The organism is Paractinoplanes rhizophilus (assembly GCF_042664765.1).
GTDB classification, from domain to species: domain Bacteria; phylum Actinomycetota; class Actinomycetes; order Mycobacteriales; family Micromonosporaceae; genus Actinoplanes; species Actinoplanes rhizophilus.
This window is the reverse complement of record NZ_JBHTBJ010000014.1, coordinates 130,223-146,423: the sequence shown is the minus strand read 5'-3', so window position 1 is coordinate 146,423 and position 16,201 is coordinate 130,223. Positions and strand designations below refer to the sequence as shown.

Below are 16,201 nucleotides of genomic sequence, written 5' to 3'. Positions count from 1 at the left end.
AGCCCGGCCGGTCGGCCGGGCTCGTCGTCGGCGAAGCGATCAGGCGAGGTCGTAGCGGTCGAGCTCCATGACCTTCGTCCAGGCGGCGACGAAGTCGGTCACGAACTTCTCGTGGGCGTCCTCGCTCGCGTACACCTCGGCCACGGCCCGCAGCTGCGAGTTCGAGCCGAAGATGAGGTCGACCGCGGTGGCGGTCCACTTCACCTCGTCGGTGCGCACGTCGCGGATCTCGTACACGTGCTCCTCGGACTCCGACGCCTTCCACCGGGTGCCCGGGGAGAGCAGGTTGGCGAAGAAGTCGTTGGTGAGCACGCCGGGCTTGTCGGTGAAAACGCCGTGCCGGGCGCCGCCGAAGTTGTTGCCCAGGGCACGCAGTCCGCCGACGAGGACGGTCATCTCGGGCGCGGTCAGGTTGAGCATGTACGCGCGGTCGACGAGCAGGACCTCCGGCTGCTGCTTCTCGCCGGCCCGCAGGTAGTTGCGGAAGCCGTCGGCCCGCGGCTCGAGGACCGCGAACGACTCGGCGTCGGTCTGCTCCTGGGTGGCGTCCGTGCGGCCCGGGCGGAACGGCACGGTCACCTTGACGCCCGCGTCGGCGGCGGCCTTCTCGACCGCGGCCGAGCCGGCCAGCACGATCAGGTCGGCCAGCGAGATCTGCGCGCCGCCGGCGGCGTTGAACTCGCGCTGGATGCCCTCGAGGGCGGTCACCACCGACGCGACCGGCTGGTTGACCTCCCAGCCGCGCTGCGGCTCGAGGCGGATCCGGGCGCCGTTCGCGCCGCCGCGCTTGTCGGTGGAGCGGAACGTCGCGGCCGACGCCCACGCGGTCGAGACCAGCTGGCCGACGGAGAGGCCGGACTCCAGCACCTTGGCCTTGAGCGTGGCCACGTCGAGCTCGCTGACCAGCGGGCCCTCGTGGGCCGGGACCGGGTCCTGCCACAGCTGCGGCTCGGCGACCCACGGGCCGAGGAAGCGGCTGGCCGGGCCCATGTCGCGGTGCAGCAGCTTGTACCAGGCCTTGGCGAACGCCAGCGCGAACTCGTCGGGGTTCTCCAGGAACCGCCGCGAGATCGGCCCGTACGTGGGGTCGAAGCGCAGCGACAGGTCGGTGGTGAGCATCGTCGGCCGGTGCTTCTTCGACGGGTCGAACGGGTCCGGGATGATCTCCGGGGCGTCCTTGGCGACGTACTGCTTGGCGCCGCCCGGGCCGGTGGTGAGCTCCCACTCGTACCCGAAGAGGATCTCGAAGAAGCGGTTGCTCCACTGCGTGGGCTTGTCGGTCCAGGTGACCTCGAGGCCGCTGGTGATGGTGTCGGGGCCCATGCCGGAGCCGTAGTTGCTCAGCCAGCCCAGGCCCTGAGCGGTCAGCTCGGCGCCCTCGGGCTCGGGCCCGACGTGGTTGTCGGCGGGCGCGGCCCCGTGCGTCTTGCCGAAGGTGTGGCCGCCGGCGATGAGCGCGACGGTCTCCTCGTCGTTCATCGCCATCCGGCCGAACGTCTCGCGGATGAAGTGGGCCGCGGCCAGGAAGTCGGCGCTGCCCTTCGGGCCCTCGGGGTTGACGTAGATGAGGCCCATCTCGGTGGCGCCGACGACATCGGACATGCTGCTGTCGGAGACGTAGCGCTCGTCGCCGAGCCAGGCGTCCTCGGGACCCCAGAAGATCTCCTCGGGCTCCCAGGTGTCGACGCGGCCGAAGCCGAAGCCGAAGGTCTGGAAGCCCATCGACTCCAGCGCCACGTTGCCGGCCAGCACCAGCAGGTCGGCCCACGAGACCTTCTGGCCGTACTTCTGCTTCACCGGCCAGAGCAGGCGCCGGGCCTTGTCGAGGTTGGCGTTGTCGGGCCAGCTGTTGAGCGGGGCGAACCGCTGAGCGCCGTCGCCGGCGCCGCCGCGGCCGTCGTGGATGCGGTAGGTGCCGGCCGCGTGCCAGCTCAGCCGGATCATCAGGCCGCCGTAGTGCCCGAAGTCGGCCGGCCACCAGTCCTGCGAGGTGGTCAGGACCTGGACGATGTCCCGCTTGAGGGCCTCGACGTCGAGCTTGGCGAACTCCTTGGCGTAGTCGAAGTCGAGGCCGAGCGGGCTGGACTTGGACGAGTGGGCGCGCAGCACCGACAGGTCGAGCTGGTTGGGCCACCAGTCCTTGTTCGTCCGCGGCCGCCCGCCGGTGTGCGGCGTCGGCGACGGAATACCCGGGTTCTCGCTCTCGCTGCCGTGCGCCGTCACCGAGTCGTGCGCGACCGGGCAGCCGGAGGCCTTCGGGTCCTGGGTGTCGCTCATCAGATTCCTTCCGAACAGTCGGGGCAGGTGCCCCAATACACGACCTCCGCCTCGTCGATCACGAAGCCGTGGTCGTCGGAGGCGGTGAGACAGGGGGCATGGCCGACGGCGCACTCGACGTCGGCGATCGCGCCACAGGAGCGGCAGACGACGTGGTGGTGGTTGTCACCGACCCGGGACTCGTAGCGGGCGGTGGCGCCGGCGGGCTGGATGCGCCGGATCAGGCCGGCGTCGGTGAGCGCTCGCAGCACATCGTAGATTGCCTGGTGGGAGACCGTGGGGTGATCGGCGCGCACCAGCTCGATCACCGTGTCGGTGTCGATGTGCCGGTGGTCGCGCAGCGCCGCGAGCACCGCCAGCCGGGGCCGGGTCACGCGCAACGAGACCGACCGCAGCCGCGCTGCCGGGTCGGATGTCACCGGCTCAACCTAGGGCCTTATCTGGAATAAATCAAGAATAGGACGGGGCGGAGTCGCCACGGCCGGCCTCGCCTCCGGTAACAAGCCGGTAACAAACCGACCTGGTGGTCGAGAATCGAGGTAGACGTGGATCGATGTCCCAGCGGCACGGGGGATCGAGACAGGGAGGTCTCATGGCCCACCTCATCAGCCGTCGCTCCGTTCTGACCGCCGGTGCGGGCGCCGCCGCCGGCCTGGCGCTTCCGGGCGCCGCCGCGCAAGCCAGTGGCCGCGTGAAGTTCGTGCTCAACGCCGTCACGCTCGACGGCGGCGAGCAGGTCGTCGCGCTCACCCTCGACACCTCGCGGCTGGGGCCGATCGACCCGGCCTCGCTGACCACCGGCACGTTCGCCGTGCACGCCAAGGCCACCAGCCCGATCCCGATCGCGCCGGGCGACCAGATCTTCAGCGAGTACGACCTCGACCGCCCGGTGACCGCGGCCCGCCTGGACCGGCACGGGAACGTCGTGCTCGAGCTCAGCTACGCCGAGGGGCAGGTCGGCGGCGGCACGCTGGGCTACATCGTGAGCAAGGGCCGCAACGTTCAACTCGATCTGACGTACACCGTCACGCAGAAGGCACCGCTGGCCCGCCGGCACGGCGGTGCGATCACCATCGAACGCTTCGTGCAGGGCCGGCTGTCCAACCCCGAGGTCGACGCGTACGGCTATCACGTCTCCGGCTCGGGCATGAAATACCGGCTCTACTCCCCCGGCCATCGGAAGGGTCGCGCGCTCGTCGTCTGGCTGCACGGCGGCGGTGAGGGCGCGTCGCTGCCGGACAACTACTACGACAACGAGACCACCCTGCGGGCGAACCGCGGGGCGCTGGGCTTCTCGACCCGGGAAGCCCAGCGGATCTTCGACGGCGCCTACGTGGTCGCGCCGCAGAGCACCTCGTTCTGGCTCGAGGACGGCGACCGCTTCGCCCCGCAGATCCTCCAGATCGTGCGCGAAGTCGTACGGAAGAACGCCGTTGATCCTCGAAAGGTCCATGTCGTCGGCTGTTCCAACGGCGGCTACATGAGCATGAAGATGACGACCGTCTACCGCCACCTCTTCGCGTCCTCGGTGCCGATCTGCGGCGTCGTCGAGGCGCTGGCCGAAGGTGAGCCGCCGCAGCTGCCCGACGCGGAGCTGGCGCGGATCGACACGCCCACCTGGCTGGTCGCGTCGCTCGACGACGACACCGTAGACCCGCAGGCCAACACGATCCACGCGCACGACGTGATCCCGGGCGCGCGGATGACCCTCTACGACCACGTCATCCGCAACGGCTACCAGTTCCCGGGCCACTGGTCCTGGATCTACGTGGCCCGCAACGACCCGAGCATCCACGGCCGGCACATCTGGCAGTGGATGGCGGCCCAGCGCGCCGGGCGCTGAGCCGTCCAACCTCGATGTGGATCGCTGGTTACGACGAGAACGACCAGAGCTGGCAGGTGTTGTTGAGCCACATCCACATGTTCACCCGGTTGCCGTTGGCGCTGCCGCAGTTGACGTCGTCGAGGACCATGCCGCTGTTCTCCACGACCAGCTCGTAGCGGCCGTTGCCGGCCGGGATGACCGCCCACTGCTGGCAGGTGTTGCCGAGCGACGACCAGAGCTGGGCCACGGTACCCAGGGCCAGGCCGCAGTTCTGCGCGTCCAGGACCTTGCCCGAGTTGACGTTCGTGATGGTCCACTTGTTGGGGCCGACGCTGGTGAACCGCCACTGCTGGCAGGAGTTGCCGAGGTTCTGCCAGACGTCGAGCAGGGTGCCGTCGCCGGTGCCGCAGTTGATCGCGTCCAGCACCTTGCCGGCGGCCAGGTTGGTCAGCCGGTAGGTGCCGCCGTTGACCGGGAAGGTGACGCTCTTGGCGTACCCGACCGCGACGATGTTCGACTGCACCGCGTTCTCGGTGGCGTCGGACGGATAGCCGCTGGTCATCACGCCCTCGAAGAACGAGCCGACCGAGCCGTTGCTGTTGTCGCCGCCGATGCCGAGGATGATCGCGCCCTGCTTGGTCATCGGCCGGTAGCCGCTCTGGGTGGGCAGTCCGCCGTTGTACCGGGTGGCGAGGCCGCCGGACTGGGCGTTGCCGTCCTTGATCGCGTACGTCGTGGTGCCGTTGTTCTTGGTCATCGCCGTGACGAAGGCGCTGTTGCGGCCGGTGTTGGCGGTGTTGGACCCGTTGCCGCCGGCGAACAGGCCGTTCTCCAGGTCGGCCATCACCTTCGGGTTGGCGCCGCTGCACGGCGAGAACCAGCACAGCGTGCCGAAGTAGATGGCGTCCATGTCGCCGTTGCCGGTGTCCATGTTGTTGGTCTCGGCGTTGCCGTAGTCGAAGCAGCACCGGTTGTTGACGTGGGTGCCCTCGGTGACCATGTACATGCCTTCCGGCGCGCTGCCGGTGGCGACGCCGTTGGTGGCGTTGTTGCGGTAGCCGTTGCCGGCCGACATGTAGATGCCGTACACCTTGTGGCCGCCCGCGGTCACCGGCAGCGCCGCGGCGTTCGCGCCCTGGTCGCCGGTGGGGTTGGCGCCGCCGCCGGGAGCGATGGTGAGGTCGTTGTGGCGCGACGTCTGGTCGTAGATCCGGACGATCGTGCAGTACGTGCCGGCGCAGAAGTTGTCCTGCGTCGCGGCGTTGGCGTACCCGCCGGCGCCGAGCACGCCGATGTTGGCGGTGGCGCCGTCGGACCAGCGGCGCACCTGGTAGAGCGAGCCGCCGTAGGAGCCGAACAGCGCGCGGGTGGTGGAGTGAGCGGCGACGCAGGGGGTGCCGCCGCTGGCGTAGATGTCGCACGGCCCGGTGCCGGCGGCGCGGGCCGTGCCCGACACGGCAACCGCGGCCGCGACGGTGAGGACGGAGGCGAGGACGACTCGCCCGAGAGATCGGAGACCCATCGAGTGCCTTTCGCGTGGGTGCGAAGCAGCGGCACGTGGCCTGGGCGCTGCTGGGGAGTCGCGGATGTGAACGTTAACAATCTTCGCCCTATAGTTCGATGATTGTCAATGCCCTTCCGCTTCGCGCGGGATCGCTCAGCCTCCGGCGGCGCGCTGAATGACCTCTTCGGCGGTCAGCGGGCTCGGCGGGTGGTGGCTCAGGCAGAACGGCGCCCGCATCTTCACGAATGCCGCGCCCTCGATCGCCGCATAGAACTCGCCCCGGTCCAGGCGTCCGACGTCCGGGATCGGGCTGCCCTTCACCCGGGCGATCTCCTGGGCCGCGTCGATCTGCGTCATGCTGGTCAGCAGGCCGAAGAACTGGGTCGCGGCGTTGCCGGGGATCCGGTTGTGCAGGCTCTTGGGCGCCTGGGTGGCGAAGACCAGGCCGAGGCCGTACTTGCGCGCCTGCGAGGCGAGCATCAGCGTGCTGTGCGTACACGGCGTCATCGCGCCGGACGGAGCGAGGTTCTGCGCCTCGTCCATCACGAAGAGGCCACCCAGCGGGCGATCGCCGGCCGGATGCCGCTTGATCCAGGCGAACAGGGCCACCTGGAGCTGATTGACGAAGGTCTGCTGCTGCTTGGCCTCGGGCAGGCCGGCGAAGCTGATCACCGAGATCCGGGCGCGCTTGCCCGGCGCCGGGGTGAGCAGATCACCGGGGTCGGCGAGGGCGCCGGCCCCGCCGAACAGCGGATCGTTGATCATCGCGGCGGTCAGGAGCTGCGACATCCTGGCAGCCAGCTTGATGCCCTCGTCGCCCAGATCGCTGACGCCCTCGGGCAACTCGCCGAGGAGGGCGATCAGGCCGGGCAGGTCTCGTCCGCCACGGCGGGCGAAATACACCAGGGCCTGGCGCAGAACGGACTGGCTGAGCCGCGCCTTGTCGGTGGCTCCCTCCGCTCTCGCGTGCGGGGCCACCGCGGCCACCGCCACCTCGACGCCGGCCTCCAGCGTGTCGGGGTCGTCCACGATCTCCGCGAAGTCGGGCAGCGGGCGGAAACTCAACGGCCGCCCGCTCCGCCATCGCGGCGTCCACACCACGACCTCGGTGTTCGCGAGATAGTCGGCGGCGCGCTCGGCGTCACCGGGCCACCACGACTCCGGCGGTGACGGCGCCGGGTCACCAAGGCGGGCCAGGTCGTTGTTGGAGTCGAGCACGATCGCCGAGACCCCGTGCAGGGCGCACTCCTCGACCAGCCGGCGAATCAGCACCGTCTTGCCCGAGCCCGAGCCGGCGAAGATCGCGGTATGCCGCCGTAGCGCCTCGAGCGCGATGGTGACCGGGCCGCCGCCGTCGGTCGCCGCGCCGATGGTGACAGCGGTGACCGGTCCGGAAGCAGCCGGAGCAGGTGCCGCGGGCCCGGCCGCCATCGTTTCCGCAGCCGGTGCGGCATTCGGTTCGACCGCGACCGAGCCAGCGCCGATCGGGCCGGCGCCGATCGAGTCAGGCGCGACGAGGGACTTCCGCAGGACGCTGATCTCGCGGCTGGGCCGGCGCCGGGCGAACCACGATCGCAGGGCGTCCTCGCCGTACTCGGCGATGAGCCCGTGCAACGCCGTCAGTCGTGCCACGTCGTCGTCCGGGAACGCCAGCGTCTCCCCGCCGGCCTGCCGGAACGCCTTGATCACCTCTTGCGTCCGGGTACCCGGCGACCAGGGCGCCGTCCGCAGCAGGAACAACCGCCGCCGGGACACCCCCTCGGTGAGGCCCGACGAGGTGGTCGCGTTCTTGATCCGGTTGAGCGCCGCGATGTGATGGGTCGCCGCGACCGCCCGGAAGGACCAGTGCTCCTCGTCCTCGTCGTTCGTGTCGAGCGCGCGCCGTAGCCGGGCGTGCAGCGCCGGCTTGCCACCGGCCTGCGGATCGATGGCGTACATCTCGCCGGCCGGTCCCTGCTCCGCGATCCAGGCGGTGAGCCCCGCCCGGAGCAGCTCGGGCACGATGGCATCCTCGGTGTCCTTGTGGAACGCCGGGCCGGGATCGGCGATCTTCCGAAGCTCGTCGTATCGGGCGTCGAAGTCCGCGGACTCGGGAGCGCCCGGCGGTTCGTCGGCGACCACGATCCCGGTCCGCTCCGGGACCGCGTACAGCAGATGATCGAGCTCGCGAACCTCGCCGTCCGCGAGACAGGCCCGCACGTGGCGGTCCACCGTGCGCAGTAGTTCCCGCGGGGTGAACTGGTCGGCCTCGGCGAAGGCTTCCGGCCGCACCGGCCAGGTCGGGTACGGCGGCTCGAACTCGACCTCGGCGAAACGCGTGGCGAACCGGCGGGCGACCAGGGTCTCGCCGACCGCCCGCGAGGGGATCTCCTTGAGCCGCACCGCCTCCCGGAAGCGGTCCTGCACGGTGTCGGTGACCTGATCCTTGATGTCCTGCCACGTCTTGGGCAGGCAGGCCACCACGGACAGGGTGCGGCGGGTGCTCTCCCGCAGCGACATGAGGCCCCCGGCGATCTGCTCCAGCAGCAGCGAGGTCTGCCAGTTGGCCCGGTCGCCCGCGGCCGTGGACTTCACCGACTGGGCGATGAGCACGTCGATCTGATCGACCGCAACGACCGTCGGGCCGGTCAGCGCGAGCAGCCGGGAGATGTCACGGACGATCTCCTGCGCGGAGCGCTTGCCGCGGCGCATTCCCCACGCCGCACGGTCGCCCGGCTGCTCCTCGTCGTTGGAGCAGAGGAAGCCGTACCCGACATCCTGCGCCGACGGGGATCCCGACGCCTGGAGCGCCAGTGCCCGGGCGGTGTCCTGGCAGTCCATCCCGATCTGCCGGTGGTGCTTGCGGAGCAGGTCGACGAAGGCGTCCAAGGCCGGCCGGGTCAGCTCGTACTCGCCGATCAGGGCACGGCGGACCGGCCGTGGCGCATCGATCAGCTCGGCCAGTTGTCGCAGGAAGAACACCAGCTGGCTGTCGCCGTCGGGACGTGGCCGGGCGAAGCCGTCGATCAGCGCGATCGTGGTGCTCCGCCAGAACGCCTTCGATTCGAGCATCTCGATCAGGAAGAAGTAGCCGCCGTCGAGCTGGACCCGCTCGCGCACCGTGCCCAGCAGGTGCGTCTTGCCAGTGCCGCGCTGGCCCTGAAGTGCTATGCCCATCGGGCTCTCGGCGTTGCGGGCGGCCTCGTCCACGCCCTCCATCACCAGGTCGAGGATGTCCTGATGCAAACCCGGCACGTGGTAGGGCGACGCGCGCCAGACATCGTCGGGAGTGGGCGCCCAGCTCAGCCGGAGGGCCGCCAGGGCGCGCCGCTGTGCCTCCTCCATCGCGGCAGTCCGTCAGACGCCGATGGCGATGAGGTGCTTGAGCTGGTTGCCGATGCTCACCGCGGCGGCACGCTGCCCCTCGGTCAGAACCTTCTGGTTGGATTCCGGCACCAGGCTGACGTCGCGCGATCGGTTGAGCTCGACGAGGGCGACGTCGAGGTCGCCGCGGCCGACGTCGGGCAGCGCCTGCCGCAGGTCGGCCAGCATGATCCAGTCGCCGGGGCGGGGCGCGAGCGACGAGTACGCCTTGCGGATGCGCTCCTCGAGGTCGCCGTCGGTCCCACCGGCCGGGCCCGGCACGGCCAGCCGCAGCCGGAAGAGATCCTGCGGGCTCGTGCCGGTCTGGCTGATCAGATTGCGGAGGAAACCCAGCGTCGTGTAGAGCGCCAGCCCCACCGTGCCCGACCCGGGCGGCTGGTCCCGGTCGAGCTCGGAGACCGCGCGATCATGGCCTTTCTGCGTCAGCTCGAGAATCATCGGCCGGCCGCTGGTCTCGATGTATCCCCATTTCACGAGCTCATTGCGCTTGGCGGCCTTGAGGCTGTTGCCGACGACCTTGTTGGCCAGCGGAGCGGCGCCGATCATCAGGGTGAGGAGGACGTACCGCTGCACCGAGGTCAGTTCTTTTTCCGGCATTTTCCGGTCGCTCCTCCGGGCGCCCGAGGGCACCGTTGATCTCGGACTCGACGGCAGGGCGCCGCTTACCGGCACGATTCTGCCGACGCTCCACAGGTGTCGCAAGGTCGTCCATCAGGGCTGCCAATATCTGACACGCACGACCCTTGTAGATCTTTTCCGGGCCTGCTCATGCGCATTCCTCAAACACCCGTTCGACGGCGGGAAAATAGATCATGAAATGCGCGGGTTGCCATTTCTCCGGGGCGGCGGGCAGCATGACGCTCGTGTCGCTGAGGCCGCCGTCGGATGCCTGGGCCGTCGCGATTCACGCCGGCGAGCGGTCGGACGAGCCGATCGGCTCCGGCCTCGTGGTCGAGTCCAACCTGGTGCTGACCTGCGCCCACGTGGCGTTCGCCGGCGGCGCGCCGCGCGAGCTGTGGGTGTCGTTTCCCAAGGCCGGCGTCGGCTACTGGGAACGGCGGCGGGTCCGCCAGTGCCTGATCAACGGAAAGCCCGGCGAGAACATCGACGTGGCCCTCCTCGAACTGGTCGATCCGGTGCCCGCCACGGTCACGCCGGCCACGGTGCGCTGCCTGACCGGCAAGGCACTTCTCGAACGTCGCTGGTGGGCCTACGGCTACACCCAGGCGGCGCCGGGCGGGTATTCCACCCACGGGCTCGTCTCCGACGACAGCGGTTACGGAAAGGTGCATCTGGCGGTCGAGTCGGAGAACCCGGTGTTCAAGGGATTCAGCGGCGCCGCCGTGTGGTCGCCGGACTACCAGGCCGTGGTCGGCATCGTCGAGTCGTTCGCCGCCAAGGGCGGCGCGCTGGCGCTCACCTTCCAGTACGCCGACGACCGGCTGCCGGGTCTGAAGCTCGGCGTCCTTGCGTCCTGGCAGCCCGCGGACGCCGACGAGGCCGCGCTCGCCGCGTGGGGCTGGACGCTGGTCACCGACGCCGAGGCGGGCCGCCATTGGCTGCCACGGGGCCGAGGCGTCGCCGTGGCGGGCGAGAGCGGTTATCGCTTCCGGGGCCGGGATGCCGCGCTGCGCCGCCTGGCCGGCGCGCTGGACCAGCCGATACCGTCCGGACGGCCGCTGGTCGTGACCGGCTCGCCCGGCACGGGGAAGTCGGCAGTGCTGGGCCGCCTCGTCACCACGGCCGATCCGGCGCTGCGCAACGAGCTGCCGCCCGGCGACGCCGCGGTGCGCGCGACGCCCGGCTCGGTCGCCTGCGCGGTGCACGCCAAGGGCAAGAACGCCCTGGAGGTGGCGGGCGAGATGGCCCGGGCGGCCGGCGTCGGGCTGCCCGCCGCCCCGGTCGACCTCGTCCCCGCCCTGCGCGACCGGCTCGCCGGCCGCCCGGCCCGGTTCAACCTGATCGTCGACGCCCTGGACGAGGCGGCCGATCCCGAGCAGGCGCGACTACTGATCCGCGATGTCCTGCTGCCGTTGGCGCGCGCCGGGCGGGCGGTCGGCGTCCAGGTGGTGGTGGGCACCCGCCGCGCCGACGGCTCCGGCAGCCTGCTCGACGAGTTCGGCGCCGACCCCGACGTGGTCGATCTCGACCATCCCGACTACTTCGCGGAGTCGGACCTCGTCGACTACACCGAGGCGACCCTCCGCCTGCTCGGCGATCCGCGACCGGGCAACCCGTACCAGGAAAGCGCGGTCGCCCGCCCGGTGGCCCGCCGGATCGCCCAGCTGGCCCGCCGGAACTTCCTGGTGGCCGGGCTGGTGGCCCGCGCGCACGCCCTGCGTGACGCCGTGGCGGTCGACCCGGCCGCGACTGCCTTCGCCGGCGACATGGCCTCGGCCCTGACCGCCTACCTGGACGGCCTGCCGCCGGCCGGTGGCACGTCCGCGCGCCTGTTGCTGACCGCACTGGCCTACGCCGAGTCGCCGGGCCTCACCCCGGGGCTATGGCGGCTGGCCGTGGCCGCGCTCGGCGGCACGGTCACCGAGGAGGAACTGCGCCGCTTCGCCCGGACATCGGCCGCGAACTTCCTGGTCGAGAACGCCGACCCGGGCACCACCAGCTACCGGCTCTTCCATCAGGCGCTCAACGACGAGCTGACGGCGAACCGGTCCGGTGACCAGGACCGGCTGGTCCGCGCCTGGATGGCCCACGGCCGGGCGGTGGGCTGGGACGCCGCCCCCGGGTACCTGCGGCGTTTCCTCGCCGGCCACGCGGCCCGCGCCGGACTGCTCGACGATCTGCTCGCCGACGACCGGTTCCTGCTGAGCGCCGAGCTCGACCGGGTGCTCCGCGTCGCCGACGCGGCGACGACTGACCGTGGCCGGGCGCGGGTGGCCCTGCTGCGGCGTACGCCGTCGGCGCTCGCGGCGGAGCCCGGTGACCGTGCCGCTCTCTGGTCGGTCGTGGACCGCCTCGACGAGTTGGGCGCCGGCATCTCGGTGGCCGGCGCGCCCTATCACGCCGCGTGGACACATTCCCGGCCGCGTCAGGAGCGCACCGTGCTGGAGGGCCACTCGCAGGCCGTCTACGACGTCTGCCCGATCCGGGTCGAGGGTCGCAATCTGCTGGCTTCGGCGGGCGAGGACGGCGACGTACGGTTCTGGGACCCGCTGACCAACCAGTCCGAGCGACTCCTGCACGCGCACGAGGACTGTGTCCGTGGCCTCTGCGCGGTACGAGCGGGCGGCGCGACCCTGCTGGCCACGGCGAGCCACGACGGCACGGTCCGGCTGTGGGACCCGGCCGGCGGCCAGATGGTGCACGAGCTGGGGGAGCACGCGGAATGGGTGCGCAACATCTGCGCGATTCCGGGCCCGGACGGCGACCTGCTCGCGTCGGCCGGCGACGACCGGACGATCCGGATCTGGGATCCGGTCACCGGTACGCTCCGGCACGCGCTCACCGGGCACACCGGCTGGGTGACCGCGGTGACGCACGTGCCGGTGCAGGGCCGTGACCTCGTCGCGTCGACCGGTTACGACGGCACGGTCCGGCTGTGGGATCCGGTCGCCGGACGGCAACTGCTGCGGTTCACCGGACACACCGGCTGGGTGACGACGCTGTACGCAGTACGCACGGATCACGGCGCCCTGATCGCGTCGGCCGGGTACGACGGCACGGTCCGCCTCTGGGACCCGGTCACGGGATCGGAGGTGAGCCGATTCGCGACCGGTGGTCCGATGACGGATCTCTGCACGATCGACGTCGCCCGCGCCCGGCTCCTGGTCGCCACCGGCGAGGACGGCGCCATCCGGCTCTGGGACGTGGCGACCCGGCGGGCGCGCCCGTCGCTGTTCGGCCACTCCAGCTGGATCCGCGCGGTGTGCGAGCTGCCGCTGGACGATCGCCGGCTGCTCGCCACGGCCGGTGACGACGGCACCGTCCGCCTGTGGGACCCGGACGGCGACCTGCCTGGCCCGATCGCGGACGGCCGCCGGTTGCGCGCCGTGACTTCGCTCTGCACCGTCGTCGCCGGTGGTCGCGAGGTGGTCGCGTCGACCGGCAGCGACGGCAGCGTCCGGCTCTGGGACCCGGCCGACGGCACGGAGATCGACGAGTTCTCCGCCGACGTCGGGACCCTCAACGACCTCTGCGTGGCCGACGACGACGGTGACACCCTGCTGGTGGCGGCGGGCAGCGACGGCTCGGTGCAGCTGTGGTCGGCGGCCTCGGGCGAGCCCGACCTGCCGATGACCGAGCACTTCGACTCGGTCAACGCGGTCCGGGCGCTCCCCCACGAGGGCGGCACGATGATCGCGTCGGCCGGCGACGACGTCACCATCCGGCTGTGGCGCCCGCACGACAAGGTCGTCCGCGAAGGGCTGACCGGTCACACCGACTGGGTGACGGCACTGGCGGTCACCGTGCGGGACGGCCGGGCATCGCTCGCCTCGGCCGACAAGAACGGCACCGTCCGGCTCTGGGACGCCGACGGCGCCGCCCTATGGACCCAGCACGGGCACTCCGACGCGGTGAACGCCCTGTGTGCGGTCGGCGCGCTGATCGCGTCCGCCGGCGCGGACGGGGCCATCCGGCTGTGGGAGCCGGCGAACGGGCGGCCGTACGCCACTCTGACCGGCCACGCCGGCGCGGTGACCGGGATCTGCGCGCTGCCGGGCGCCGGCGGGGAGCTTCTCGCCTCGGTCGGCGCCGACCGCACCGTACGCCTCTGGGACCCCCGACGCGGCCGGGCGTTACGCACGATCCCGGTGCACCACCCGGCCCTGACCTGTCACTACGTGGCCGGCCGGCTCGTCGTCGGGCTGAGCCAGGGGCTCCTGGCCCTCTCGATCGCCGGGATCGGCGACCTCTAGGACTTGGGTTCCCAGCCGATCGCCGGGGCGATGTGTTTGGTGATGGTCTCGAGGATGCGGGCGTTGTACGCGACACCCAGCTGGTTCGGGACCGTGAACAGGATGGTGTCGGCCGACCGGACGGCCTCGTCCTCGGCCAGCTCGGCGGCTATCCGGTCGGGCTCGCCGGCGTACGTGCGGCCGAAGCGGGACCGGACGCCCTCGAGCAGGCCGACCTGGTCCTCCTGTGCCTGGTTGCCGAAGTAGATCCGGTCGATCTCCTCGGTGATCGGCAGGACGCTGCGGGAGACCGACACGCGCGGCTCGCGGGTGTGGCCGGCCTCGGCCCAGGCGGCGCGGTACAGCTCGAGCTGCTCGGCCTGCAGCTGGTCGAACGGGACGCCGGTGTCCTCGGAGAGCAGGGTGGAGCTCTGCAGGTTCATGCCGTGCTGAGCGGCCCACTGGGCGGTCTGCCGGGTGCCGGCGCCCCACCAGATGCGGTCGCGCAGGCCGGGCGACTGGGGCTGGATGGCGAGGCCGCCGCTGATGCCGGTGCGGGCGGGATCGGTGCGGGCCACCGCGGCGCCGTCGATCGCCTGGAGGAAGGTCAACGTCTTCTCACGGGCCAGGTCGGCGGCGGTGACGCCCTCGGGAGGCACGTAGCCGAAGGCGTACGCGCCGTTGAGAACGGTCTCCGGCGATCCGCGTGAGACGCCGAGCTGGAGCCGGCCGCCGCTGATCAGGTCGGCGGCGGCCGCCTCCTCGGCCATGTAGAGCGGGTTCTCGTAGCGCATGTCGATCACGCCGGTGCCGATCTCGATGCGGCGGGTGCGGGCGCCGATCGCCGAGAGCAGCGGGAACGGCGACGCCAGCTGGCGCTCGAAGTGGTGGACCCGGACGAAAGCGCCGTCGACGCCGAGCTCCTCGGCGGCCTCCGCCAGCTCTATGGTCTGCAGCAGCGCGTCGGCGGCGCTGCGGGTCTCGGAGCCGGCCGCGTTGCGCCAGTGCCCGAAGCTGAGGAACCCGATCTTTTTCTCCACCCCGGCACCAACCTCGCGGCGCCGGGGTGGATTCCCGGACCGGGACGTCAGCAGGCGCCCTTGCTCACCTTCGGGTCGCCGCTGGTGGTGGCTGGGACCTTGACGCAGGCCTTGTCGCTGCCGACGGTCACCTCGGCAACGCCGGCGCGGACGACCCTGGCCCGGAACGGCATGTCCGCCAGCTCGTCGATCGCCTTGGGCAGCGCCTTGGCCGGCGTGATGCCCTCCTGCTCGGCCACGGCCAGCGCGCCGTAGCCCAGCGACATCGCGAGGCCGCTCGCCCGGCCGCCGGCGGTGGACGAGGCGCCGGCCGGCCCGGCGACGCCGGCGAGCAGCTTGGGGTCGACCTTGGTGGCGCCCGGCGGCGCCTCGATCGGGGCGCCGGTGGTGACCTCGAGCCGGACCGCCGCCCGGCCGGTCGCGCCGTCGGCGAACTGCAGGACGTCGATCTCGAGGGCGGTCAGCTTCTCGTTGTCGATCCACAGGTCGACGACGATCGGGTGGTCCTTGGGCGCCTTGCCGAGCTCGCCGGTGAGCGCCTTGGTGTCGTCGCCGCCGATCGCGGTGACCAGGCGCTTCAGCTCGGAGTACGCCTTGGTGGTCGAGGTGGTGACGATCAGGTGCTTGCCGTCGGCCGGGTCGCGGACGATCTCGGCGCCGTCGAAGAGATTGCGCGCGCTCTTCTTGACCTCGGCGGCGGCCTTCGCGGAGTCGGTGTCCTGGGTCGGCAGCCCGCTGGTCTTGACCAGCTCGCCGGCGTCGACCGACACCCAGCCGCCGTCGAAGAGGGCCTTGAGCGCCGGGTCGGCCGCGGTGGCCTCGTCGCGGAGCTCGGCCACGTCGCCGGCGTCGCCGAACTTGCCCACCAGGTCGGCGACCGGCGCCTTCACGTACATGACCTTGTCGACGACGCGCAGCTCGGTGCCGGTGACCCCGTCGATGGTGGCCGCCAGCGACACGCGGTCGTCGTCCGGGCCCGGGCCGGCCTGGTCGTACGCGATGGTGACCGACGAGTTGAACAGCTTCTTGAGCGCTTCGGTGTCGTCGGCGCCGGCGTCGGGGTCCTCCTTGCGCACGGCGGCGACCAGGTCGTCGGCGCTGCCGGTCAGCTTGAGCGTGAATCCGGCCTGCTTCTGCTCGCCCAGCTGCTGGGCGGCGTTGCGCAGCTCCAGCTTGGGCTCGAGCTGCTTGATCTGATCGGCACATCCGACCACGGCCAGGGCCGTGACGCCGGCGGCCACGCCGGCCAGGAAACGCTTCGCGCGCATCGCTCTCCCCGTGAGAAATCTGCTTCGACATCCATCATGGTGACGCCCGTGGGCAAATTACTTCAGAGCAA

At 71.3% G+C, this 16,201-nt stretch carries 9 protein-coding genes; 2 read left to right on the top strand and 7 right to left on the bottom strand.

Annotated features, from left to right (window positions below; translation table 11 throughout):
* Positions 1 to 39 precede the first annotated feature (39 nt).
* Positions 40 to 2,277 carry a catalase/peroxidase HPI gene (katG, locus tag ACFQS1_RS20620; RefSeq protein ID WP_378970684.1) on the bottom strand — a complete coding sequence of 746 codons (2,238 nt, stop codon included), beginning with the start codon at positions 2,275 to 2,277 and terminating at the stop codon, positions 40 to 42.
* Entirely contained in the window at positions 2,277 to 2,696 is a 420-nt protein-coding gene (locus ACFQS1_RS20615) for a Fur family transcriptional regulator (protein ID WP_378970682.1), read from the bottom strand. The genes katG and ACFQS1_RS20615 overlap by 1 nt, the downstream gene beginning before the upstream one ends.
* A gap of 173 nt (positions 2,697 to 2,869) precedes the next feature.
* Between ACFQS1_RS20615 and ACFQS1_RS20610 the strand changes: the two genes are divergently transcribed.
* Positions 2,870 to 4,120, top strand: a complete 1,251-nt coding sequence (locus ACFQS1_RS20610) for a prolyl oligopeptidase family serine peptidase (protein WP_378970680.1) — start codon at positions 2,870 to 2,872, stop codon at positions 4,118 to 4,120.
* Between the two features lie 28 nt (positions 4,121 to 4,148).
* Here the strand turns inward: ACFQS1_RS20610 and ACFQS1_RS20605 are convergent, their stop codons facing one another.
* The 3 genes from ACFQS1_RS20605 to ACFQS1_RS20595 form a co-directional block, all read right to left on the bottom strand.
* Positions 4,149 to 5,624 carry an arabinofuranosidase catalytic domain-containing protein gene (locus ACFQS1_RS20605; protein ID WP_378970677.1) on the bottom strand — a complete coding sequence of 492 codons (1,476 nt, stop codon included), beginning with the start codon at positions 5,622 to 5,624 and terminating at the stop codon, positions 4,149 to 4,151.
* Between the two features lie 135 nt (positions 5,625 to 5,759).
* Complete coding sequence (locus tag ACFQS1_RS20600) at positions 5,760 to 8,930, bottom strand: helicase HerA domain-containing protein (RefSeq protein WP_378970674.1); 3,171 nt, start codon at positions 8,928 to 8,930, stop codon at positions 5,760 to 5,762.
* A gap of 12 nt (positions 8,931 to 8,942) precedes the next feature.
* A complete protein-coding gene (locus ACFQS1_RS20595) occupies positions 8,943 to 9,566 on the bottom strand; it encodes a hypothetical protein (RefSeq protein ID WP_378970672.1) in 624 nt (207 codons plus the stop codon).
* A gap of 266 nt (positions 9,567 to 9,832) precedes the next feature.
* Between ACFQS1_RS20595 and ACFQS1_RS20590 the strand changes: the two genes are divergently transcribed.
* A complete protein-coding gene (locus ACFQS1_RS20590) occupies positions 9,833 to 13,843 on the top strand; it encodes an AAA family ATPase (protein ID WP_465263213.1) in 4,011 nt (1,336 codons plus the stop codon).
* On the opposite strand, the gene ACFQS1_RS20585 is transcribed toward ACFQS1_RS20590, so the two are convergent.
* Both ACFQS1_RS20585 and ACFQS1_RS20580 read right to left on the bottom strand, forming a co-directional pair.
* On the bottom strand, positions 13,840 to 14,862 hold the full coding sequence (locus tag ACFQS1_RS20585; protein WP_378970668.1) for an LLM class flavin-dependent oxidoreductase: 1,023 nt from the start codon (positions 14,860 to 14,862) through the stop codon (positions 13,840 to 13,842). The genes ACFQS1_RS20590 and ACFQS1_RS20585 overlap by 4 nt on opposite strands.
* 47 nt (positions 14,863 to 14,909) lie before the next feature.
* A complete protein-coding gene (locus ACFQS1_RS20580; RefSeq protein ID WP_378970665.1) occupies positions 14,910 to 16,130 on the bottom strand; it encodes a hypothetical protein in 1,221 nt (406 codons plus the stop codon).
* Positions 16,131 to 16,201 lie beyond the last annotated feature (71 nt).